The following is a 21,275-nucleotide window of genomic DNA, read 5'->3' as shown; positions in this document are numbered from 1 at the left end:
AAGGTATTGAAATTGAGGAGCTATTTTCTGCTGTCCACTATATCTTTTGTGTCCGCGGCGGCGGACACAAAAGGATGCCGTTTCCATCAGGGCTAGAAACCCCAGACGTTAAATTAGAAAATCTGTTTTCAAATCAGGAAAATAATTCATAACTTAAAACTCATAATTCATAATTCAAAAAAGAATGCCTTTATTTCAAACCATACAATTCAACGAAACTACCAAAATCTTAATTTGGCACATAACAGAATCTTTTGAGGAGTTATTGAGCAAAGTAGTTTTAAAAGAAAAAACGCAGCAAAGACTAGACGGAATGAAGTCTCAAATGCACCAGCGTGCTTTTTTGAGCGTTCGTATGCTGATACAGGAAATGGGTTTTACAGATCATGAAATGCATTATGACGAATTTGGAAAACCGTATTTTAATTGTCACAATCATATTTCAATTACACATTCGCATGATTTTGCAGCGATTATAATCAGCCATGAAACCGTAGGCATCGATATGGAACTGCAGCGCGAAAAAATCCTTAGAATCGCCGATAAATTCGTAGATACTGAAAACAGTTATTTAAACACTCAGAATACAACTGATTATATTAAGGAATTGACCGTAATCTGGGGAGCGAAAGAAGCGATCTTTAAAATTAGGAATGAAAAAGGAATCAGCTTCAAGGATCATATCAGAGTAAATGCTTTTTCGTTAAAAGAGAATCTAACAGAGGCTAGCCTGCATTTCGATGATTTGGTAGTAGATTTTAATGTGCATTACAAAGAAATAAAATCAAGTACTTCATGGCAGGACTTTACTCTAGTGTATGCTTTTGAGAAATAGTTTATTGGAATAAAATCACAATATTATAATTGCTTCGCCTGTTCGCTATCGCTAGGGTCCAAAATCCAATCTTCTCTAATTCCGGAATAAGTGCAGATTTCTCATTTCGACCGTAGGGAGAAACCGCACAGGAAAATAATCAGTCTTATTGGGGGCAAGAATGATTTATTTCGTGTGTTTGTTATTGTTTAAGTCTCCCTTTTGGTCAAAATTGATAAATTGATTTTAATTTAAATGATCCGGTGAAGAAGCTTCTGACGTCTTTTTACGATGTTCGAACATACTCATAAACAAAAAAGTTCCCATTTTGCGGGCACGACGTTTTAGGGTTTCTACATTCTCGCCTTCAAAATGTTCTTCTAAAGTCTGAAACCAATAGTTCAGCCAAATTCCAAATTCATTCGAGGTAATTTTGCTTTCAAAATGAGCATCAACTTTATTGTGTACCGCATGCGGATTGCCTCTGTATTTTTTTACTGCAAATAAATTGGTTTCCCAAAAATCAGTCAGCTTTTCGAGATGGGCATCCCAATCTTTGATCATCGTATTAAAATAAAAGCCGATTTCTTCATCGGCTCTTATTTTAGCATAAAACTGATGTACTAAAAAGGAGATATCAGCTCTATTCTCTATTTGTTTTCTCATAGTACAAAACTATTCAGAAATATAAGTAAAACACTTAATAAAGCACTTAAAATAATAAGGTTAAAAACCACTTTATGTTTCATCTGTGCTAAAATTGAAGTATTGGCAAAAACACAAGCCAAAACGATAATTCCCAGCTGAATCATTTGTCCAATAGAGGTTCCGTGAGAAAGAATATACATTGCAGCAGCACCACCTAAACAGCTTTGACCAATTACAGCCATTGCTGCAGAACCCATATAGTTTTTATTGAAATTTTCGAATGTTGTTTGATATAGTGTCATGATATTGAGATTTTATACTACAAAGGTACATGCACTATACAGCTCTGTTTTATGATTAAAATCATAAAACAAGAACTTTTTTATCGGTATACTTTTCTGTTTATAATTTTTAGAATACCCTTTTTTTCTAAAGCTTTAATTGTTCTAATCACCGTTTCAACACGCAATCCGGTTAAGTCTCCAATTTGCTGTCTCGTAAAATTGATGAGGTAACCGTTCTCCTCCTTCTTAAAATTAAAATATACAATTCCGTGATCTATTAGTTTCAAAACACGATGTTCCGGTTCTTGTGTAGACATTTCTGCTGCCATAACTGATTTGTAATACAATCGTTGGGCCAGATTCTCAATTATTTTAATGCTGACAGTCGGGTTTTCTTCCAGCAGTTTCATGAAGTTGTTTTTGGGCAGCAAGAGGATTTCTGCGTTTTCAACAGCAATAGCATTAGCGGGATATTTTTGATTTAAGAATAATGGCGGTTCTCCAAAAGACTGATCTTTATAAAAAATGCCCTGAATAAATTCGCGTCCGTCATCATTATAATTGCTCATTTTGATCTCACCGGAAATAATTTGGTAATAGTGCGTGGGAAGATTGCCTTGTTCAAAAACAATTTCGCTTTTATCGAAAGATTTTTTCAGTGCTCCATATTTCTCCAACACCTCAATTGCAATCATAATTTTCTTTTAGCTGTAATATAAATATAATTCATTCAAAATAGTTCTTCGGGATTAAAAAACTTTTACTTTTACGGCCACTATAAGAACAAACCAAAAAACAACTCAACCCAATGATAGATTTTTTTCTTGAAAGTTACAAAAATGCCCCTTTATGGCACATTGCTTTAGAGTTTTTAGTTTTTGTTTGTGGGATTCTGAGTGTGTGGTTTGCTAAAAAAGAAAACATTTGGGTATATCCAACAGGATTAATTGCCACGGTAATATCTGTTTATCTCTTATATGTTGCGGGTTATATTGGTGATATGATTATAAATGGATACTTCTCTGTAATGAGTATTTACGGTTGGTATATGTGGGCAAAAGGCGGAACTGTCGAAGATAATCTGCCTATTACGAGAACGAATTTTAATGAAAAAATAATCGGAATTTTACTGTTCTTTGTAACCATATTTGTAGTTTTCGGAATTTATAAATATTTTGATTACGAGATTCATAAAGACAATTATGTCGACATGATTTCGTCAGGAATATTTTTTGCAGGAATGTGGTACATGGCCAAGAAAAAGATCGAAAACTGGACGCTTTGGATTATTGGCGATATTATTGTAGTGCCTCTTTATGCCTATCGCGGCTTAGGGATGTTGTCGCTACAATATTTAATTTTTACAATTTTGGCTATTTCAGCTTATTTAGAATGGAGAAAAATCTTAGACAGCAAAAAACAGCTATCATAAAAATTGCTTTGTTTGGTCCTGAAAGTACAGGAAAAACGACATTGGCAAAACAACTTGCAGCATACTATGTAACAGAATGGGTACCTGAATTTGCACGCGATTATTTGCAGGAAAAATGGGAGGAGAATCAGCACATTTGTGTTGCTGAGGATATGATGCCTATTGCATACGGACAGGTTGCATTAGAAAATAAAAAACTCGACTCAGCAAAAAAGTATTTGTTTTCTGACACTAATTTAATGGTTACCAAAGTTTTTTCTGAAATGTATTATGGTTTCTGTGATCCGCTTTTAAACGAAGCCGCACTAGAACATCATTATGATTTGTTTTTCCTTACGGATATAGACGTTCCCTGGGAGAAAGACGATATCAGAGATACTTCAGACGGCAGAGAAACTGTTTTCTCTGTTTTTAAACAATCTTTAATTGATGCCAAAAAGCCATTTATAACATTGTCAGGTAATAAAGAAAGCCGTTTGGCAAAAGCCACAGCGATTATCGATAATTTATCAATTGCAAAACAACATGGGATTTCATCCGCTGATTTTGTGCAGATATACAATCACGGAATTCCTTTTGATAAAATAGTAAGTCAGTTAGAAATTTTTAAAAACGGAATTGCAAAAGCCAGTTTAATAAGTCCGGCAACGATTAATAACGGAATTTTAAGTTTGTCAGAAGCTGAATTCGAAGAGAAGTCCCGTTTTTTTGATCTTCAGAAAGAAAAACTCAAACTAAAGAAGTTTGTGCCGGCCTCCGGTGCAGCAAGCAGAATGTTTAAGTTTTTGACTGCTTTCCTGAAAGATTTTGACATTCAGAAAGAGACTATCAATGCTTATATCAATAGAAAGAAGGACAGCAATTTGTCTATTTTTATTGTAGCACTCGATAAATTTCCGTTTTTTGAAAGTATAGATAAAAAACTCAGAGAAATTCATCCCGATTTTGAAACCTTAGACAGAGATTATAAAAACTATTATTTTATAAAAACATTATTGTCGCCAGATTATTATGACTTCGCCAATAAGCCAAAAGCGGTATTGCCGTTTCATCAGTATAAAACGCATATAGCCAACCCAATCGAAGAACATTTGAATGAATGTGTGCATTATGCAACGGCAAATCAGGTTTCGAATTTGCATTTTACAGTTTCTGAAGCACATCAGAATTTGTTCGAAAATGAAGTTGAAGTACTGAAGGAAAAAGTAGAAAAATTATCGGGTACACAAATTAATATTAGTTATTCCTACCAAAACAAAAGCACAGATTCTATTTGTGTAGACGAAAAAAATATCCCTGTCAGGGATAAAAATAATAATTTGGTATTTAGACCGGGAGGACATGGAGCTTTAATTGAGAACTTAAAAGAACTCGACTCAGATATTATCTTTATAAAAAACATAGACAATGTGATTCAGAATCATATTGATAAAATTGCCTTGTATAAAAAAGCACTGGCAGGAGTTTTGCTTGAAGTACAACAACAGGTTTTTAGTTATTTGAATGCTATTGAAAAGCAGGAAATAAAAGAAAAAAACATTGAAGAAATTGTTGCTTTTTTAATGCAGAAACTCAATATTGAATTGAACAGTGATTTTAATAAGTTTACCGTAGAAAATAAAATCAATAAAATAAAAGAATTATTAGACAGACCGGTGAGGGTTTGCGGAATGGTAAAAAATGAAGGAGAACCCGGAGGAGGACCATTTTGGGTAAGAAATGCCAAAGGGTCAGTTTCATTGCAGATTGTAGAAACGTCTCAGGTAGATTTATCAAATAAAAAACAGCAGGATATTTTAGCCGAAGCCACCCATTTTAATCCGGTTGATTTGGTTTGTGGTATCAAAAATTATAAAAATGAGAAGTTTGATTTATTGCAGTTTGTAGATCAGAAAGCAGGTTTTATAGTAGAAAAAACTGTCGACGGAGAAATAGTAAAAAGCTATGAACTGCCGGGATTATGGAATGGTGCCATGGCTAACTGGCTCACTATTTTTGTGGCCGTACCGTTGATTACTTTTAATCCGGTGAAAACAGTAAACGATTTATTAAAAGCAGCACATCAGCCACAATAATGGATATCGAAAAAATCATATCAGAGTTAACTTTCAAAGCAGTCAGAAGCAGTGGTGCAGGCGGGCAAAACGTAAACAAAGTTTCATCAAAAGTAGTTTTGACTTTTGATCTCAATACTTCTCAGGCTTTATCTGAGGAAGAAAAATTACTTTTACTGACCAATATTGCATCACGTTTGACAACAGAGAATATCCTGATTTTAAATTGTGACGAAGACAGAAGCCAGCTTAAAAATAAAGACATTGTTATAAAACGTTTTCTGGAAATCATCAAAAAAGGATTGTTTGTTCCTAAAGTCCGTAAAGCAACCAGAATCCCAAAATCGGTAATTAAAAAACGAATCAAAGACAAAAAGAATATTTCTGAAAGAAAACAATCCAGAAGAAAACCTGATTTAGAGTAAAATTCCAAAAAATAAATTTCAAATTCCAAAAAGCAATCTTATAAAGTCTAAATTGGAATTTGATTTTTGCAATTGCCATTGATTTTTGTAATTTTTAACACTACATTTGCACTGTCTCAAAGGGGTGCTCTAAATAACGAGCTGAGATCATACCCAACGAACCTGAGCGAGTAATGTCGCTAAGGGAAATAAACGACAATTTTAGCGTGCACACTATATTTTGTCGTGAAACATTTATTAATTTTAACAAAGAATAATTCCCCCTTTTATTCGTAATTCTTTACGAATGAAAACTATTATTAAAGGTACCTTCACAGGTACAAAGACACAAAGGTTCAAAGGTTCAAAGCTGAACAAAAAGTCTATTTTCTTTCTTCTTTCTTCTATTTTCTTTACACAATTTTCTTTTTCACAGGAACAAGATTCAACCAAAGTCAATAAGCTTGATGATGTGTTAGTTTCGGCAGTTCGTGTAACTACAAAAACTCCGGTTACGTTTAGTAATATGGATAAAAAGGAAATTAAATTTAGAAATCTGGGACAGGATATTCCTGTTTTAATGAACTATTTGCCATCTGTTGTGACTACTTCTGATGCGGGAGGAGGAATAGGCTACACCGGAATCAGAGTCCGCGGAAGCGATGCTACAAGAGTAAACGTAACGATCAACGGAATTCCGTATAATGATTCTGAAAGTCAGGGAACTTTTTGGGTAAATATGCCAGACTTTGCTTCGTCTGTAGAAAGTCTGCAGTTGCAGCGTGGTGTAGGAACTTCTACAAACGGTTCAGGAGCTTTTGGAGCGAGTTTAAACATGCTTACAGACAGCTATGCTTCAAAACCAACCGGAGAAATTTCCAGTTCTTACGGAAGTTTCAATTCAAATAAAAACACGGTAAAATTCAGTACAGGTTTATTAAACGATCATTTTGAATTGGCCGGACGTTTGTCTACCATTAAGTCTGATGGTTATGTAGATCGTGCCAGTTCTGATCTGAAATCGTATTTTCTACAGGGAACTTATGTAGGGAAGACAACTTTAATAAAAGCATTGGTTTTTGGCGGAACTGAAAAAACCTACCAATCCTGGAACGGAATTGATGCTGAAACTTTAAATTCAGACCGAACTTATAATTCTGCAGGAAAGTATAAAGATGAAGCAGGAAACGTTCATTTTTATGATAATGAAACAGATAATTATAATCAGAATCATTATCAGCTGCATTGGAGCGAATCATGGTCTGATAAATGGAGTAGCAACTTAGCTTTGCATTATACAAAAGGATTAGGGTATTATGAAAATTATAAATACAATGAACCAATTGAAGGATACGGACCAATTCAATCTACAAAAATGGTGGAGAATGATTTAGGAGAATTAGTTCCGGGAACAGATCTGATTCGTCAGAAATGGTTAGACAATGATTTTTACGGAACAACCTTCTCTGTAAAATACAAAGAAGAAAAACTCGATGTTATTCTTGGCGGAGGCTGGAACAAATATGAAGGCGATCATTACGGAAAAGTAATCTGGGCAAGAAATTCAGCACAGTCAGAATTAGGCGATCATTATTATGATGATTATTCAACAAAAACAGATGGTAATATCTTCGCAAAAGCCAATTATCAGTTTACAGAAAAATTAAGTTTCTATGGCGATTTGCAATACCGAAATGTAACGTATAAAGCCAATAGTAAAGAAACAGGACTGGTGGATGATAACTTCAATTTCTTTAATCCCAAAGCAGGACTAAATTACGAAATCAATGAGAAGAACACACTTTATTTCTCTTACGCCAGAGCCAATCGTGAACCAAACAGAACCGATTATGAAGGTGGAAATGTAAAACCTGAAAAATTAAATGATTTTGAATTAGGATGGAGATTCAATTCAGAGAAATTTCAATTGAATTCTAATTTCTATTATATGGGTTATAAAGATCAATTGATCTTAACCGGAAGATTAGATGATGTTGGGGCGCCAATTCGTGCCAATACTGAAAAAAGTTACCGTTTAGGTTTTGAAGTAGATGCCACAATAAAGCTTTCGGAGAAATTCCTTCTTAGACCAAACTTCACTTTAAGCAGCAATAAAAATGTTGATTTAGCAGTTGAAGGACAATACTATGGAACAACAGATATCGCTTATTCACCAAATATTATTGCCGGAAATATTATTGTATACAGCCCGCTTGAGAGCTTGCATATTTCGTTATTGCAAAAATTTGTTGGTGAACAATACATGAACAATATCGAATTGCCTGCAGCAAAATTGGCAGATTACTTTGTAAACGATTTGAATGTATCTTACGAAATAAAACCCAAATCAATCTTTAAATCTATTATGATTACTGGTTTAGTCAATAATATTTTAGACAAAAAATATGTGTCAAACGGAGCAATGTGGGATATTTATCCGTCCTATTATCCGCAGGCAGGAATTAATTTCCTGGCAGGATTGACTTTGAAGTTTTAAAGATTCCCGAAAACAAAAAAGCCTGAAAGTTTAAATTTTCAGGCTTTTTTTATATTAATTATAAACGTGAATCACAGTTCCGCTTACTTCAACACGATATTGTTTCAAAGGATATTCTTTGCCGCCAAGTCCGGTAAACAAACTATACTCTGATTTATCGCAAGAACACAGAGCATTGATACCGTTAATCGTCATCGCAGTGCATGAGTTTATGGCTTGATTAGGGCAGGCTGCATCAAAAGCATTATAGCCGCTTCCGGCATTAAAAATAATAATTCCTTTTGCACCATAATTAGGAATGATAATGCCATTGCTCACAAACTTAAGATTAGAGTACGCCGGTAAATTCATGTCAATTGATAAATTAACCGAATAACTTGGTATATTAGGATTTTTGTTGCTGATGTTATTGTCGCTGCAAGAGAAAAGTACAGAAACAAACAGGGTTAAGAGCCAGAATTTTTTCATTATTTTAATAAGAATTAGTGAAACAAAAATAATTTATTTAGATTTGATTTTTATATGATTAACATATAATTATGTACTATTAAAAATAATAGTATATTTGTAATACAAAATCCCGTCCCGATGGGATTTTTTGTATTTATATAAACGACGAAGTTATGAGTAAAGTATCTTATTATACAGCAGAAGGATTAAAAAAATTAAAAGATGAGTTGGAGCATTTAAAAAGTGTAATGCGTCCAAAGGCATCTCAAGATATAGCAGAAGCAAGAGACAAAGGTGATTTATCTGAAAACGCCGAATATGATGCAGCAAAAGAAGCACAAGGTTTATTAGAAATGAGAATTGCTAAAATGGAAGAGGTATATTCTAATGCAAGGCTAATAGACGAATCCCAACTTGATGTTTCGAAAGCATTGGTACTTTCTAATGTAAAAATTAAGAACCAAAGCAACGGAATGGAAATGAAGTATACGCTTGTTGCGGAAAGTGAAGCTGACCTGAAAACCGGAAAAATCTCAGTAACATCTCCTATTGGAAAAGGTTTACTGGGGAAATCTGTTGGAGAAGTAGCAGAAATCACAGTACCAAACGGAGTTTTGAAATTTGAAATTCTTGAAATTACCCGTGACTAAATTTTAGTTTAACTGTTTAATCGTTAAATCGGTTAAACTATTAACCAAATAAACGAATAAACAATGTCATCAATATTTACCAAAATAGTAAACGGAGAAATTCCTGCATACAAAATTGCTGAAGACGATAATTATCTGGCTTTTTTAGATGTAAATCCAAATGCAAAAGGACATACACTTTGTATCCCAAAACAAGAAATCGATAAGATTTTTGAGATGGAAGATGAGTTGTATTTAGGTTTGATGAAGTTTTCTAAAAAAATTGCCATTGCTATAGAGAAAACCGTTTCCTGTAAAAGAGTCGGAATGGCGGTTGTAGGATTAGAAGTTCCTCATGCCCACGTACATTTAATTCCGTTAAACGAAATGGATGAAATGCGTTTTCATAATAAAGTATCACTTTCTAAAGAAGAATTTGAAGCTTTGGCTAAAAGCATTCAGGCGAATTTGTAGTTTAATGATAATTGTTTTGATGGATGTCGTCAGGCTGAGCGAAGTCAAAGCCAGGCCATGATTGAACGTAAAAGGTTTCGACTTCGCTCAACCTGGAAAAACGTTCAGAAATAAAAAAACATTAAAAGTGCAGTAAAGCGATTTACTGCACTTTTTTATTTAGTAAAATCTGAAAAGTAGTTCCTTTTCCAATTTCAGAATGTAAAACTTTTATTTTTCCACCGTGGTATTCTTCCACAATTCGTTTGGTCAAAGAAAGGCCTAATCCCCAACCGCGTTTTTTAGTGGTAAAACCAGGTTCGAAAATCGATTTATACTGGTTTTTAGAAATTCCGGTTCCGGAATCTTTCACATTTATTTTTACATGATTTGCATCTTGTTCAATTTGAAGATCCAAACTTCCCTTTCCCTTCATCGCATCGATTGCATTTTTTACCAGATTTTCGATAGTCCAACTGTGCAATGTTGGGTTTATCATTACCAATATTGGTTCTTTTGTACCATGATAAGAGAAAGTAACCTGTTTAGAAAAACGGGATTGCAGGTACTCGTAAGTATGCAGCGTTTCAGCAGTAATATCATGTTCTTCTAAAACAGGAACAGAACCAATTTTAGAAAAACGATCTGTGATAGTCTGTAAGCGTTCAATGTCTTTTTCTATTTCTAATGTTATGGAGGGATCAATATCTTCAGTTTTTAAAATCTCAACCCAGCCTATCAAAGAAGATAAAGGTGTCCCGATCTGATGTGCGGTTTCCTTTGCCATTCCTGCCCAAAGTTTATTTTGAGTCGCCATTTTGGTGCTTTTATAAAAGTTGTAAATCAAGGCACCAAATAAAAAGATGATCAGCAATAAAGCAACCGGATAATATTTAAGTTTATTGATTAAAGCCGAATTTCCATAATAGACCTGCTGGTGTTTTCCGGGAGCATATTCAATAACAATAGGTTCGTTTTCGTTCTTTAGATTTTTTAAATACGAGAGTGATTTTTTTTGTCTGCAAGAATTTCTTCAGGAACATTTACAGAACTTATCACTTTGTCATACATCGTGAGCATGACAGGTACAGAGGTATTGTTGTTTAAAATATCAAGAGGTAAATCCAGATCCGTATTTTCATCGGCATTGATTAATGTTTTTTGCGCATTTGCCCAAAGGTTCATTTTAAGTCTTTCTTCATTTTTAAAAATTTGAAAAAAAGTATAAGTGTTCCAGAGAATCAAAGTGATGATTAAAAAGGAAATGAAAACGATAATCCAGCGGGTTGTATTTCTTCTTTCGGAAAAAGACATAAAATATTTTTTGTGGTATAAATATAACGAAATAAACACATTTAATATTTTGTAAGCCTTTAAAGATTTTTTGTTTTTAAATCTAAAACTATTTCTCTGACAGAAACGATTTCTATACTTTTGCAGTTACCGAAATGAGATTCGGTTAAAAAGAAAAAATATGATTAGCATCGATCCAAAAGAGATACCAACGGCAAAATTGCATGGTTACCTGCAGAGTGCCATCGGACCAAGACCAATTGCTTTTGCCAGTACAATAAGTGCAAAGGGAATTCCGAATTTATCGCCTTTTAGTTTCTTTAATGTGTTCAGTGCCAATCCGCCAATTCTGATTTTTTCGCCGGCACGCCGTGTACGCGACAATACGGTAAAACATACATTAGTTAATGCCGAAGCAACACGCGAAGTTGTCATTAATGTAGTCAATTATGATTTGGTACAGCAAACTTCATTAGCCAGTACAGAATATGGCGAAGGAGTGAATGAATTTATAAAAGCCGGATTAACACAAATCCCGTCAGATTTAGTAAAACCGTATCGGGTAAAAGAGTCTCCGGTGCAGTTTGAATGCAAAGTCACGCAGATTATTCCGTTAGGAGATCAGGGCGGAGCGGGAAATCTGATTCTTTGTGAAGTGGTAAAAATTCATATTCATGAAGCTGTTTTAGATGAAAACGGAGCAATAGATCAGCACAAAATTGATCTGGTTTCGAGATTGGGAAGTAACTGGTATTCAAGATCCAATGAAGGACTTTTTGAAGTGCCAAAACCCTTGACAACATTAGGAGTTGGAGTAGATGTGATTCCAAATTATATCAGGCAAAGCCCCGTTTTTAGCGGAAATGATCTTGGAAAATTAGGTAACATTGAAGCCTTGCCTACAACAGAAGAAGTTAGTATATTTGTGAAAGAAAACTTTTCTGTCAAAGGAGTCTTAAGCTCCGATGATCAGGAAAAAATACATTTAGAAGCCAAAAGGTATCTTGATAATGATGATATCTCTTCGGCCTGGAAAGTGCTTTTAGCAAAAAAAATAGAAAAGAAACAATAATTAATATAGAAGAAGATGGAAGTTACAGGAAAAGTAAAAGTGGTGAACCCAGAGCAACAAGTTAGTGCTGCATTCAAAAAAAGAGAGTTGGTTGTTACCACAGATGAGCAGTATCCACAGCATATTTTGATCGAATTTACACAAGATAAATGCGATTTATTAAGTAGCTACAAACAAGGTGAGGCAGTAAAAGTTTCTATCAATTTAAGAGGAAGAGAATGGGTTAATCCACAAGGAGAAACCAGATATTTCAATAGTATTCAAGGTTGGAGAATCGAAAGAGTAGCACCAGAAGGTCCTGGACAAACTCCGGCTATGCCAGCAGCAGCAGCTTTTGCTCCGGCTACAAACTTAAACGAAGACGAACCGGACGATTTACCTTTCTAAAAAAAGGTTTAAAATCCAAGAGTCAAATTCCAAATTCCAATTCATAAATATGCAATTGGAGTTTGGAATTTTGTTTTTTACTCTCAGTTTTTATTAGACCCTCAAAGCGTTTAGAATTTAAAAATTTTGGAATTTAAAAAATGTACTACGTATTCAACGATTTATTTTTCCCGCCGGTTTCAGAGGCTGATGAAGAAGGAATTCTTGCTATTGGCGGCGATTTAGAACCGGAACGATTGAAATTGGCTTATAAAAGCGGCATTTTCCCTTGGTTTAACGAAGGAGATCCCATTCTTTGGTGGTCACCGGATCCCAGAATGGTTTTGTTTTTAGATGAATTAATTGTGTCCAAAAGCATGCGTAATATCCTGAACAGAAATCAGTTTAAGGTTACCTTGAATCAAAATTTCAGAGATGTTATTTCGAATTGCCAGAACATAAAACGCGATGGTCAAAACGGAACCTGGATTTCAAACGAAATGATCGATGCGTATTGTAAACTCCATGAAGAAGGCGTTGCGAAATCTGTTGAGGTTTGGCAGGATGAGGTTCTGGTTGGCGGTTTATACGGAATTGATCTGGGACATGTTTTTTGTGGAGAAAGTATGTTTTCTAAAGTCTCAAATGCTTCCAAAGTCGCTTTTATTGCTTTGGTAAATCAGTTGAAAAATGAGAATTATAAACTTCTGGATTGTCAGGTTTACAACCCGCATTTAGAGAGTTTAGGCTGTCGCGAAATCGATCGTGAAGAATTTATGTCTATTGTAGAAAATAAGGAATAATGAGTGCAGTTTACAGTGTAAAAGAAATTTATATCTACCCGATAAAAAGTTTAGCCGGAATTAGTTGCCAGCAAGCTTTTGCTGAAGAAATGGGATTCGAAAACGACCGCAGATGGATGTTGATTGATGCTGAAAATCAATTTATCACACAAAGGGAACATCGAATTTTAAGTCAGTTTTATCCACAAATTTCAGATGGAAAAATAAGCATTACTTTTCAGGAGCAAAAGCATGAATTTTCTGCTTACGAGCATTTAGATAATCCTGTACAGGTAAATGTTTGGGATGATAAAAGTGAGGTGGTCGAAGTGAATGAGTCGACTTCAAAATGGTTCAGTGAGCAATTGGGTTTTGAATGTAAATTGGTTAAAATTATTAAACCCGGAGATCGAAAACATGAGAGTTCCCGACTAAAAGAAATCTTCAATGTAAGTCTGGCCGATGGCTATCCTTATTTGATGATAGGAAGTCAAAGTTTGGATTCTCTAAATGAAAAACTAGCAGATAAAATCACCATTTTAAGATTTCGCCCCAATATTGTAATAAGCACCGAAGTTCCTCATGAAGAAGATGATTTTACAACTTTTAAAATTGGGGATGTGCAATTTAAAAACGTAAAACCTTGCGGAAGATGTATTATGGTCAATAATGATCCTGAAAATGGTAAATTAAAAAAAGAACCGCTCAAAACCTTAAGTAAATACCGGGTTGTCAATAATTCCGTTTTATTTGGGACAAATATTGTGAGTTTAAATTCAGGAATTATCAATGTTGGCGATGAAATTATCTTTTAAAAATTCAGTTTTGTAAAGTTCCAGTTTAAAGTGTTAAACAGCACTAGCTCATTTTTTAAAGTCGGTAATTCCAAAATTAATTTTAGGGTTTCGTGTGCCATCATAGTACCAATAATCCCTGGTAAAGTTCCTAAAACACCATTCAGATTACAATTCGGAACATCTTTTGGATCCGGCATTTCGGGAAACAGATCGCGTAAGTTTTTACTTCCGTTGTGATTAAAAACTGCAATTTGCCCTTCGAACTTTAGAATACTTCCGTAAACTAATGGTTTTTGTAGCGCAACACAAGTGTCATTAACCAGATAACGCGTTGTAAAATTATCCGAACCATCTACGACAATATCATATTGCTGAATAATGTGATTGGCATTTTCAGCAGTCAGTTTTTCCGGAATTGCAAGTACTTCAATCAGCGGATTTAGTTTTGAAACGACTTCTTTGGCAACTAAAGCTTTTTCCTGTCCAATTTCATTTTCAGTATACAAGATCTGTCTGTGTAAGTTGTGGATTTCAATTTTATCAAAATCAATAATTCCAATAAAACCAACTCCGGCAGTCGAAATATATTGCAGAATCGGGCAACCCAAACCACCCGCGCCAATGACCAAAACTTTTGCTCTTTTTAGTTTTCCCTGACCTTCGTCACCAATTTCGGGTAATATAGTTTGCCTGTTGTAACGGAGGAATTCTTGTATGATGCTCATTTGTTGATTTTAAAGTGTTGATTTTAGATTTTAGATTATTGGAATTTCCTTACCCATAACATTTGTCCCAATCTTTCCAAACGGGTTCGTAGCCTGAATCGGTTATAATTTGCGCGATTTCTTTTGCGGAGCGTTCATCGCTTATTTCAAATTGTTCCAATGATTGCGGATCAACTACATAGCCACCCGGATTGGTTTTAGATCCCGCGCTCATACTTGTAACTCCAATTGGGATAATGTTGTTTCTGAATTTTTCATTTTCTCGGGTCGAAATGGAGATTTCAAGATCTTCATTCCAAAGACGATACGCACAAATAAGTTGCGTGAGGTCTTTATCATCCATAATAAAATTGGGCTCTATAATGCCTTCTGCCGGACGTAATCTGGGAAATGAAACAGAGTATTTAGTCTGCCAATATTTTTTTTGGAGATAATCCAGATGTAAAGCATTAAAGAAACTGTCTGTTCGCCAATCTTCTAACCCCAATAAAACGCCCAACCCTATTTTATGAATTCCTGCGGTTCCAATTCGATCAGGAGTTTCTAGCCTGTAATCGAAGTTTGATTTTTTACCTTTAGTATGGTATTTTTTATATACTTCCTGATGATACGTTTCCTGATACACTAAAACCGAATATACACCAGCTTCATGTAAACGCTCATAGTCTTCTGTAGAAAGAGGCTGCACTTCGACCGAAATAATTGAAAATTGCTCTCTTATTAAAGCAATCGCATTTAGAAAATAATTAATGTTTACGGTATAATTTGCTTCTCCGGTTACCAATAAAACGTGATCAAAACCAAGGTCTTTTAAAGCTTCTGTCTCAATTTTAATCTCAGAATCTAAAAGTGTTTTTCGTTTGATTTTATTGTCTAAACTAAAGCCGCAGTACGTGCAGATATTTTGGCATTCGTTGCTTAAATATAACGGGACATACATTTGAATGGTTTTCCCAAAGCGTTTTTTGGTGATTTCATGACATTGTTGTGCCATTTGCTCCAGATAATTTTGAGCAATTGGGGAGATCAAAACTAAAAAGTCATCAAGATTGCGTTTGGTTTTTGCCAAAGCTCGTTCGACATCCTGAGAAGTTGTTTTGTATATTTTAGATTGAATGGTATCCCAATCGTAGTTTTCAAAAACTGATTTGAATGTTTTCATTTGAATTGTGGTTTTTTACCGCAAAGAGCGCTAAGGTTTACGCAAAGTTCGCTAAGCTTTGGGTTTCTTTATTTTTGACGAAGAGTTCGCAAAGCTTAGCGAACTTTGTGTAAAAACCTTGCGAACTTTGCGGTTAGATACATTATTCATACAAAAATGATGTCAAAGGACTAGAAGCCACCGCATAATTCTGCTGAGTAGCAATCTTAGCTTCAAAAGCTTTTCGGCCTGCAATAACCGCTTCCTTAAAAGCATCAGCCATTAGTTTCGGGTTTCCGGCTACGGCAATTGCAGTATTGACCAAAACAGCATCAGCGCCAATTTCCATTGCTTTTGCAGCGTCAGATGGTGAGCCAATTCCGGCGTCTATTATAACAGGTACATTGCTTTGTTCGATTATTATCTCTAAAAAGTCAATAGTTTTTAAGCCTTTGTTGCTTCCAATTGGTGAGCCTAAAGGCATGACGGCGGTAGTTCCTGCATTCTCTAAATGTTTGCACAAAACAGGATCGGCGTGTATATACGGCAGGACAAAAAATCCAAGTTTCGCGAGTTCTTCCGTTGCTTTTAAAGTCTCGATAGGATCCGGCATTAAATATTTTGGATCGGGATGAATTTCTAGTTTTAGCCAATTTGTTTCTAGTGCTTCTCTGGCCAATTGTGCAGCAAAAATGGCTTCTTTGGCATTTCTCGCACCGGAAGTATTAGGTAATAAATGAATATTTGGGTGTTGTAAATGCGATAAAATAGCATCGGTTTCGGTTTCTAAATCGATGCGTTTCAGGGCAACAGTCACCAACTCACTTCCTGAGGCTAAAATCGAATCTTCCATTTCAAGGTTAGAACCAAATTTTCCGGTTCCTAAAAATAGACGGGAGGTTAGGGTTTTGTCTCCAATTTTAAACAATGACGTTTGCATATAACTTTTCGTTTAGTTGTTGAATTAATTTCTTTTTGTAATCAGTTTCTGTAATCATTCCGGAAATAGCAATACCATGAATTCCAGTTTCCATTAACGGATTTATATCATTTAATGTAATTCCTCCAATAGCATAAACAGGAGTTGTGAGATTGCTGTTTTTCATCTTTTCAATAATAGCAACATATCCTGATAATCCTAAAATGGGACTTAATTTCTCTTTTGTACTGGTAAATCGGAATGGGCCTAATCCAATATAATCGCAGCCATTTTTAATATGATTTTCGATATCTTCAAAAGTATTTGCCGTTCCTCCAATGATTTTCGTGCTGCCTAAAATAGCTCTCGCTTCGGCAATATTCATATCGGTTAAACCTAAATGAACTCCGTCAGCGGCAATTTGCTGAGCGAGATAGAGATTGTCATTTACAATAAAATTGGCGAGATATTCTTCGCACAAAAATTTTACTGCTTCTGCTAAAGCAAAAGTATCTTTGGTTGATTGATTTTTAAATCGCATTTGTACCCAATCACAGCCAGCATCTAATGCCTGATGAATATTGTACAATTGTTCTTCGATTGTATTGCCTTGTGAGATGTACTGTAATTTGTTATACATAATGATATCCGATTAAAGTTGAATTTGAACTCAGGAATTTTTCTATGTAGGTTTTCGCATTTTTACAAGCTTCTGTTAGCGTTTGATTTAAAGCCAGATTTGAGGCGATGGCAGATGATAATACGCAGCCGGAACCATGTTTTTCGAAGCATTTTTTATTAGACGGAAGTAAATCGATAATTTCATCTTTTAGAAATAATCGATCAGTTCCAATTTCAATAGGATTGTGCCCGCCTTTTAATAAAACAGAAGTGGAGATTTCATTTTTAAGCGAAAGTTGATTCGAAATAAAACCTGGAAATAAGATTTCAGCTTCATTATAGTTGGGCGTAATCAAATCAATTATGGATAGCATTTTATTCAAATCCAATTGATTATCCATATTCATGAATTCAAATGCTGTAGTCGATTTTAAAACGGGATCCCAAACAATTTGTGTAGTTGGTGATACTGCTTTTATAACTGAAAGAATTTGGTTTAAAAAATCTAACGAAGGAACAATCCCAATTTTCACTGATTGAATATTATACCTTTTAAACAATGTTTCAATTGATCGAAGAACAAAACTCAAATCAGTCCATTCAATTTCAAAAAACTCATTTTCAGTCTGAATGGTATTCGCGGTTGTAATGGCAAATCCGGTCACCTGATGCTGCTCAAATGTTTTGATATCGGCCAAAACACCAGCGCCGCCAGTTGGGTCAAAACCTGCTATACTAAGTGCGATTGGACGATTTGTAGACATAATTTGAATTGTTTTATTGGGTTTTCATTATTCCAGATTGTTCCTAAAAGTGCTACATCATCAAAACCGTTTTCTAGTGTTTCTTTGATGTTTTCAGCATCAATTCCGCCTAAAGCGATCACTTTTGTTTTATAATTTATTCGTGATTTTAAAGATTTAAAAAGATTTTCTTTAGGATAATAATATTGTTTAGAGATACTTTGGAAAACAGGACTTAGAAAGGCGTAATCAAAATCATTTTCTAAAGCGTTAAAATCTTCAATAGAATGTGTTGATGTTGATATACAGTATTTTGAAAACCCTTCAATAACATTAAGATTTTCTTTTCTCGTTTTCTCAGAAAAATGAATTCGTTTAATTCCAAAATCCGCCGCTAATTCGTGATGACTGTGCAAAGCCAAGTTAGAACGAAATTCCAATCTTATCTGATGAATATATTGCGCCATTTCAAGCTCAGAAAAATCAGGTTTCCGAATATGAAGCAAAGACAATCCTTCTTCAAATAAAGATTCGAGAATGCTGATTTCATTTGCAATAGAAGCGGGATTTGTAATTACGATCATGGTGGTAACATGTTTTTTGTGAAAGTGTGAAATGTGAGATGTAAATTTGAGCCATCTCACATTTTACAGAAACCCTTTCACTATATATAAATCTCTTTCCCTTGCTCAATAAACTCCTCTGATTTCTCCTGCATGCCTTTTTCAGCTGCAGCGACATCACGAATTTCCTGAGATATTTTCATCGAACAGAATTTTGGTCCGCACATCGAGCAGAAATGAGCGACTTTTGCACCATCTGCCGGAAGGGTTTCGTCGTGAAACTCTCGTGCTGTATCGGGATCTAGAGAAAGGTTAAACTGATCTTCCCAGCGGAATTCGAAACGTGCTTTACTCAAGGCATTATCGCGATATTGTGCACCCGGATGACCTTTGGCCAAGTCGGCAGCATGAGCAGAAATTTTATACGTGATAACACCGTCTTTTACATCTTTTTTATTGGGTAGGCCAAGATGCTCTTTTGGTGTAACATAGCACAACATCGCACAGCCATACCAGCCAATCATAGCTGCTCCAATGGCCGATGTAATATGATCGTAACCTGGTGCAATATCTGTAGTTAAAGGCCCTAAAGTATAAAATGGAGCTTCATGGCAATGTTCTAATTGTTTGTCCATATTCTCCTTGATCATATGCATTGGTACATGACCCGGACCTTCGATGAAAACCTGAACATCATGTTTCCAGGCAATTTTGGTTAGTTCTCCCAAAGTTTCAAGCTCTGCAAATTGAGCGGCGTCGTTGGCATCTGCAATAGATCCGGGACGTAAACCATCTCCAAGAGAAAAAGCAACATCATATTGTTTCATGATTTCGCAAATTTCTTCGAAGTGGGTGTATAGAAAGTTTTCTTTGTGATGAAATAAACACCATTTTGCCATGATCGATCCGCCACGCGAAACGATTCCGGTAACACGATCAGCAGTTAAATGAATGTAACGTAACAGAACTCCTGCATGAATCGTAAAGTATGAAACACCTTGTTCTGCCTGTTCTATTAAAGTATCGCGGAAAACTTCCCAGGTTAAATCTTCGGCGATTCCTTTTACTTTTTCTAAAGCCTGATAGATAGGAACGGTACCAATTGGAACCGGAGAATTTCGAATAATCCATTCTCTGGTTTCATGGATGTTTTTCCCCGTAGATAAATCCATAATGGTGTCAGCTCCCCAACGGCAAGCCCAAACTGCTTTTTCGACTTCTTCTTCGATGCTTGATGTAACTGCGCTGTTCCCGATATTGGCGTTTATTTTTACTAAAAAATTGCGTCCCACAATCATGGGTTCGCTTTCGGGATGGTTGATATTGTTGGGTATTATGGCTCTTCCGCAGGCAACTTCGCTGCGAACAAATTCGGGAGTAATTTTGCTTTTTGGTGTGTTGGCTCCAAAACTATGTCCGTTGTGCTGGCATTGCATGGCTTTGGTTTGCTCGTTTAAAAGTTCAATGCGCTGGTTTTCACGAATCGCGATATATTCCATTTCCGGAGTAATGATGCCTTGTTTGGCGTAATACAATTGCGTTACGTTCGCACCGTTTTTGGCTCTTTTAGGCTGATGTAAGTACTCGAAACGAAGATGGTTTAAACTTTCATCTTTCAATCTGGTTTGCCCGTAATCTGATGTGATTTCGTTTAGGATTTCGACATCATTTCGGTCTAGAATCCATTGTTCTCTTAATCTTGGTAATCCTTTACGAATGTCAATTTCGATATTTGGATCTGTGTAAGGTCCGGAAGTGTCGTAAATAGTTACAGGTGGATTTTTCTCGATTCCGCCATTAGAAAGTTTGGTATCGCTAAGGATTACTTCGCGCATGGCCACTTCGATTGGGTGAATTTCACCTTTTACGTATATTTTTTTGGAGTTTGGAAAAGGGGTTCTGGAAATTTTTTCTTCGTTAGTCATAAGAAAAGAAGTTATGAGTTATAAGTTATTGTAAAGGCGCGCAGCAGTGCGTCTACGTCTGATATGAAATTGGAAATTGGAATTTATTTTTTCTGCCAGGGATAGAAGTGGAAAGCCCGTAAAGAAGAAAACCGTAAAAAATAAGGATTAGGAAAGCGACCAGCGGAAGCTTTGCTAAGACTATATTTTTTTGGTTGACGACTGCGGACTTGCAACGGATAGCCCGTTTAGGCAGTCTTATTATCCTCCTTGCGTTGCTGAAATAATTAAAATTTCGTCAGTTTCGTGTACGAGATGTTGGTTCCAGTTTATTTTTGGAACAACGGTATTGTTAATGGCAACGGCGATTCCGTTTTGTTTGTGGGGAATTTCGAGATCGAGCAATGATTGAACGCTTAGCGATTCAGCATTGAATTGTTTGATTTGTTGGTTGATTTTTAGTTCCATTCCTTTTGAATTTAGTATACAGTTATACTTTAGGAATGGCTACAATTGCGCATAAAAATGCGCGCAGAAGTCATCTTACTTTTCCCTACGCTAGTATGAACTAGATCAGGTTCAGAGGGTAAAATCTCAGCCTGCTTATTAGCAGACACCCCTAAAGTGTGACGCAAATATAGGTAATTTTTGTATGGAAGTTTAAAAAAATTTCAGGTTCCAGGT

23 protein-coding genes, 1 pseudogene and 1 riboswitch are annotated in these 21,275 nt (G+C 35.5%); of the genes and pseudogenes, 11 read left to right on the top strand and 13 right to left on the bottom strand.

What is annotated here, in order from left to right:
- The first annotated feature begins 184 nt into the window (after positions 1–184).
- Positions 185–835: a 4'-phosphopantetheinyl transferase family protein gene (locus B0A67_RS06500; RefSeq protein WP_072954484.1), complete on the top strand. Its 651-nt coding sequence runs from the start codon at positions 185–187 to the stop codon at positions 833–835.
- Between the two features lie 225 nt (positions 836–1,060).
- On the opposite strand, the gene B0A67_RS06495 is transcribed toward B0A67_RS06500, so the two are convergent.
- The 3 genes from B0A67_RS06495 to B0A67_RS06485 form a co-directional block, all read right to left on the bottom strand.
- Entirely contained in the window at positions 1,061–1,480 is a 420-nt protein-coding gene (locus B0A67_RS06495) for a group III truncated hemoglobin (RefSeq protein ID WP_072954482.1), read from the bottom strand.
- Complete coding sequence (locus B0A67_RS06490) at positions 1,477–1,764, bottom strand: hypothetical protein (RefSeq protein ID WP_072954479.1); 288 nt, start codon at positions 1,762–1,764, stop codon at positions 1,477–1,479. The genes B0A67_RS06495 and B0A67_RS06490 overlap by 4 nt, the downstream gene beginning before the upstream one ends.
- Before the next feature lie 80 nt (positions 1,765–1,844).
- The gene (locus B0A67_RS06485; protein WP_072954476.1) at positions 1,845–2,441 is read right to left on the bottom strand and encodes a Crp/Fnr family transcriptional regulator; all 597 of its coding nucleotides are present in this window, start codon (positions 2,439–2,441) and stop codon (positions 1,845–1,847) included.
- A gap of 113 nt (positions 2,442–2,554) precedes the next feature.
- Here B0A67_RS06485 and pnuC point away from each other — a divergent pair, with 113 nt between their 5' ends.
- The 4 genes from pnuC to B0A67_RS06465 all read left to right on the top strand — a co-directional run bounded on the left by pnuC (position 2,555) and on the right by B0A67_RS06465 (position 8,133).
- Positions 2,555–3,178, top strand: coding sequence for a nicotinamide riboside transporter PnuC (gene pnuC / locus B0A67_RS06480; RefSeq protein WP_072954472.1), 624 nt, complete (start codon positions 2,555–2,557; stop codon positions 3,176–3,178).
- Positions 3,139–5,253, top strand: a complete 2,115-nt coding sequence (locus B0A67_RS06475; protein WP_072954469.1) for a DUF4301 family protein — start codon at positions 3,139–3,141, stop codon at positions 5,251–5,253. Before pnuC ends, B0A67_RS06475 begins: the two co-directional genes overlap by 40 nt.
- Positions 5,253–5,657 (top strand): alternative ribosome rescue aminoacyl-tRNA hydrolase ArfB, encoded by a 405-nt coding sequence (gene arfB / locus B0A67_RS06470; protein ID WP_072954466.1) that lies wholly within the window; start codon positions 5,253–5,255, stop codon positions 5,655–5,657. Before B0A67_RS06475 ends, arfB begins: the two co-directional genes overlap by 1 nt.
- 286 nt (positions 5,658–5,943) lie before the next feature.
- Entirely contained in the window at positions 5,944–8,133 is a 2,190-nt protein-coding gene (locus B0A67_RS06465; protein WP_072954463.1) for a TonB-dependent receptor, read from the top strand.
- Between the two features lie 54 nt (positions 8,134–8,187).
- Here the strand turns inward: B0A67_RS06465 and B0A67_RS06460 are convergent, their stop codons facing one another.
- Positions 8,188–8,601: a Rieske (2Fe-2S) protein gene (locus tag B0A67_RS06460; protein WP_072954460.1), complete on the bottom strand. Its 414-nt coding sequence runs from the start codon at positions 8,599–8,601 to the stop codon at positions 8,188–8,190.
- A gap of 155 nt (positions 8,602–8,756) precedes the next feature.
- Here B0A67_RS06460 and greA point away from each other — a divergent pair, with 155 nt between their 5' ends.
- Both greA and B0A67_RS06450 read left to right on the top strand, forming a co-directional pair.
- Positions 8,757–9,233, top strand: a complete 477-nt coding sequence (gene greA, locus B0A67_RS06455) for a transcription elongation factor GreA (protein ID WP_056245179.1) — start codon at positions 8,757–8,759, stop codon at positions 9,231–9,233.
- 63 nt (positions 9,234–9,296) lie between these two features.
- A complete protein-coding gene (locus B0A67_RS06450; RefSeq protein WP_072954458.1) occupies positions 9,297–9,686 on the top strand; it encodes an HIT family protein in 390 nt (129 codons plus the stop codon).
- A gap of 142 nt (positions 9,687–9,828) precedes the next feature.
- Here the strand turns inward: B0A67_RS06450 and B0A67_RS06445 are convergent.
- Positions 9,829–10,979: pseudogene (locus B0A67_RS06445) on the bottom strand (sensor histidine kinase).
- Between the two features lie 160 nt (positions 10,980–11,139).
- On the opposite strand from B0A67_RS06445, the gene B0A67_RS06440 reads away from it, so the two are divergent.
- From B0A67_RS06440 to B0A67_RS06425, 4 genes are all read left to right on the top strand, one after another.
- Positions 11,140–12,030, top strand: coding sequence for a flavin reductase family protein (locus B0A67_RS06440; protein ID WP_072954455.1), 891 nt, complete (start codon positions 11,140–11,142; stop codon positions 12,028–12,030).
- Positions 12,031–12,045: 15 nt separating this feature from the next.
- Positions 12,046–12,417, top strand: coding sequence for a DUF3127 domain-containing protein (locus B0A67_RS06435; protein ID WP_072954453.1), 372 nt, complete (start codon positions 12,046–12,048; stop codon positions 12,415–12,417).
- A gap of 140 nt (positions 12,418–12,557) precedes the next feature.
- Entirely contained in the window at positions 12,558–13,199 is a 642-nt protein-coding gene (aat, locus tag B0A67_RS06430; protein ID WP_072954450.1) for a leucyl/phenylalanyl-tRNA--protein transferase, read from the top strand.
- Positions 13,199–13,993 carry an MOSC domain-containing protein gene (locus B0A67_RS06425; RefSeq protein ID WP_072954447.1) on the top strand — a complete coding sequence of 265 codons (795 nt, stop codon included), beginning with the start codon at positions 13,199–13,201 and terminating at the stop codon, positions 13,991–13,993. The genes aat and B0A67_RS06425 overlap by 1 nt, the downstream gene beginning before the upstream one ends.
- On the opposite strand, the gene B0A67_RS06420 is transcribed toward B0A67_RS06425, so the two are convergent.
- From B0A67_RS06420 to thiS, 8 genes are all read right to left on the bottom strand, one after another.
- On the bottom strand, positions 13,990–14,700 hold the full coding sequence (locus tag B0A67_RS06420) for a HesA/MoeB/ThiF family protein (protein WP_072954443.1): 711 nt from the start codon (positions 14,698–14,700) through the stop codon (positions 13,990–13,992). The genes B0A67_RS06425 and B0A67_RS06420 overlap by 4 nt on opposite strands.
- 49 nt (positions 14,701–14,749) lie before the next feature.
- Positions 14,750–15,862 carry a 2-iminoacetate synthase ThiH gene (thiH, locus tag B0A67_RS06415; RefSeq protein WP_072954440.1) on the bottom strand — a complete coding sequence of 371 codons (1,113 nt, stop codon included), beginning with the start codon at positions 15,860–15,862 and terminating at the stop codon, positions 14,750–14,752.
- A gap of 142 nt (positions 15,863–16,004) precedes the next feature.
- Positions 16,005–16,781 carry a thiazole synthase gene (locus B0A67_RS06410; RefSeq protein ID WP_072954437.1) on the bottom strand — a complete coding sequence of 259 codons (777 nt, stop codon included), beginning with the start codon at positions 16,779–16,781 and terminating at the stop codon, positions 16,005–16,007.
- Complete coding sequence (locus B0A67_RS06405; RefSeq protein ID WP_072954433.1) at positions 16,762–17,400, bottom strand: thiamine phosphate synthase; 639 nt, start codon at positions 17,398–17,400, stop codon at positions 16,762–16,764. The genes B0A67_RS06410 and B0A67_RS06405 overlap by 20 nt, the downstream gene beginning before the upstream one ends.
- Complete coding sequence (locus B0A67_RS06400) at positions 17,393–18,145, bottom strand: hydroxymethylpyrimidine/phosphomethylpyrimidine kinase (protein WP_072954429.1); 753 nt, start codon at positions 18,143–18,145, stop codon at positions 17,393–17,395. Before B0A67_RS06400 ends, B0A67_RS06405 begins: the two co-directional genes overlap by 8 nt.
- The gene (locus B0A67_RS06395; RefSeq protein WP_072954426.1) at positions 18,112–18,708 is read right to left on the bottom strand and encodes a thiamine phosphate synthase; all 597 of its coding nucleotides are present in this window, start codon (positions 18,706–18,708) and stop codon (positions 18,112–18,114) included. The genes B0A67_RS06400 and B0A67_RS06395 overlap by 34 nt, the downstream gene beginning before the upstream one ends.
- Positions 18,709–18,788: 80 nt before the next feature.
- Positions 18,789–20,612 carry a phosphomethylpyrimidine synthase ThiC gene (gene thiC / locus B0A67_RS06390; protein ID WP_072954423.1) on the bottom strand — a complete coding sequence of 608 codons (1,824 nt, stop codon included), beginning with the start codon at positions 20,610–20,612 and terminating at the stop codon, positions 18,789–18,791.
- Positions 20,613–20,852: 240 nt separating this feature from the next.
- Positions 20,853–21,059, bottom strand: coding sequence for a sulfur carrier protein ThiS (gene thiS, locus B0A67_RS06385; RefSeq protein WP_072954420.1), 207 nt, complete (start codon positions 21,057–21,059; stop codon positions 20,853–20,855).
- 65 nt (positions 21,060–21,124) lie between these two features.
- A riboswitch (TPP riboswitch) is annotated at positions 21,125–21,222 on the bottom strand.
- Positions 21,223–21,275 lie beyond the last annotated feature (53 nt).

Source organism: Flavobacterium aquidurense (genome assembly GCF_002217195.1).
Lineage (GTDB): Bacteria > Bacteroidota > Bacteroidia > Flavobacteriales > Flavobacteriaceae > Flavobacterium > Flavobacterium frigidimaris.
Note: the sequence above shows the minus strand (reverse complement) of the source record. Positions and strands in the feature narration are given on the sequence as shown.

What these genes read in the sequence shown, in the direction of transcription:
- B0A67_RS06500 (WP_072954484.1), top strand. Translation starts at nt 185, where the DNA reads ATGCCTTTATTTCAAACCATACAATTCAACGAAACTACCAAAATCTTA.
- B0A67_RS06495 (WP_072954482.1), bottom strand. Translation starts at nt 1,480, where the DNA reads ATGAGAAAACAAATAGAGAATAGAGCTGATATCTCCTTTTTAGTACAT.
- B0A67_RS06490 (WP_072954479.1), bottom strand. Translation starts at nt 1,764, where the DNA reads ATGACACTATATCAAACAACATTCGAAAATTTCAATAAAAACTATATG.
- B0A67_RS06485 (WP_072954476.1), bottom strand. Translation starts at nt 2,441, where the DNA reads ATGATTGCAATTGAGGTGTTGGAGAAATATGGAGCACTGAAAAAATCT.
- pnuC (WP_072954472.1), top strand. Translation starts at nt 2,555, where the DNA reads ATGATAGATTTTTTTCTTGAAAGTTACAAAAATGCCCCTTTATGGCAC.
- B0A67_RS06475 (WP_072954469.1), top strand. Translation starts at nt 3,139, where the DNA reads ATGGAGAAAAATCTTAGACAGCAAAAAACAGCTATCATAAAAATTGCT.
- arfB (WP_072954466.1), top strand. Translation starts at nt 5,253, where the DNA reads ATGGATATCGAAAAAATCATATCAGAGTTAACTTTCAAAGCAGTCAGA.
- B0A67_RS06465 (WP_072954463.1), top strand. Translation starts at nt 5,944, where the DNA reads ATGAAAACTATTATTAAAGGTACCTTCACAGGTACAAAGACACAAAGG.
- B0A67_RS06460 (WP_072954460.1), bottom strand. Translation starts at nt 8,601, where the DNA reads ATGAAAAAATTCTGGCTCTTAACCCTGTTTGTTTCTGTACTTTTCTCT.
- greA (WP_056245179.1), top strand. Translation starts at nt 8,757, where the DNA reads ATGAGTAAAGTATCTTATTATACAGCAGAAGGATTAAAAAAATTAAAA.
- B0A67_RS06450 (WP_072954458.1), top strand. Translation starts at nt 9,297, where the DNA reads ATGTCATCAATATTTACCAAAATAGTAAACGGAGAAATTCCTGCATAC.
- B0A67_RS06440 (WP_072954455.1), top strand. Translation starts at nt 11,140, where the DNA reads ATGATTAGCATCGATCCAAAAGAGATACCAACGGCAAAATTGCATGGT.
- B0A67_RS06435 (WP_072954453.1), top strand. Translation starts at nt 12,046, where the DNA reads ATGGAAGTTACAGGAAAAGTAAAAGTGGTGAACCCAGAGCAACAAGTT.
- aat (WP_072954450.1), top strand. Translation starts at nt 12,558, where the DNA reads ATGTACTACGTATTCAACGATTTATTTTTCCCGCCGGTTTCAGAGGCT.
- B0A67_RS06425 (WP_072954447.1), top strand. Translation starts at nt 13,199, where the DNA reads ATGAGTGCAGTTTACAGTGTAAAAGAAATTTATATCTACCCGATAAAA.
- B0A67_RS06420 (WP_072954443.1), bottom strand. Translation starts at nt 14,700, where the DNA reads ATGAGCATCATACAAGAATTCCTCCGTTACAACAGGCAAACTATATTA.
- thiH (WP_072954440.1), bottom strand. Translation starts at nt 15,862, where the DNA reads ATGAAAACATTCAAATCAGTTTTTGAAAACTACGATTGGGATACCATT.
- B0A67_RS06410 (WP_072954437.1), bottom strand. Translation starts at nt 16,781, where the DNA reads ATGCAAACGTCATTGTTTAAAATTGGAGACAAAACCCTAACCTCCCGT.
- B0A67_RS06405 (WP_072954433.1), bottom strand. Translation starts at nt 17,400, where the DNA reads ATGTATAACAAATTACAGTACATCTCACAAGGCAATACAATCGAAGAA.
- B0A67_RS06400 (WP_072954429.1), bottom strand. Translation starts at nt 18,145, where the DNA reads ATGTCTACAAATCGTCCAATCGCACTTAGTATAGCAGGTTTTGACCCA.
- B0A67_RS06395 (WP_072954426.1), bottom strand. Translation starts at nt 18,708, where the DNA reads ATGATCGTAATTACAAATCCCGCTTCTATTGCAAATGAAATCAGCATT.
- thiC (WP_072954423.1), bottom strand. Translation starts at nt 20,612, where the DNA reads ATGACTAACGAAGAAAAAATTTCCAGAACCCCTTTTCCAAACTCCAAA.
- thiS (WP_072954420.1), bottom strand. Translation starts at nt 21,059, where the DNA reads ATGGAACTAAAAATCAACCAACAAATCAAACAATTCAATGCTGAATCG.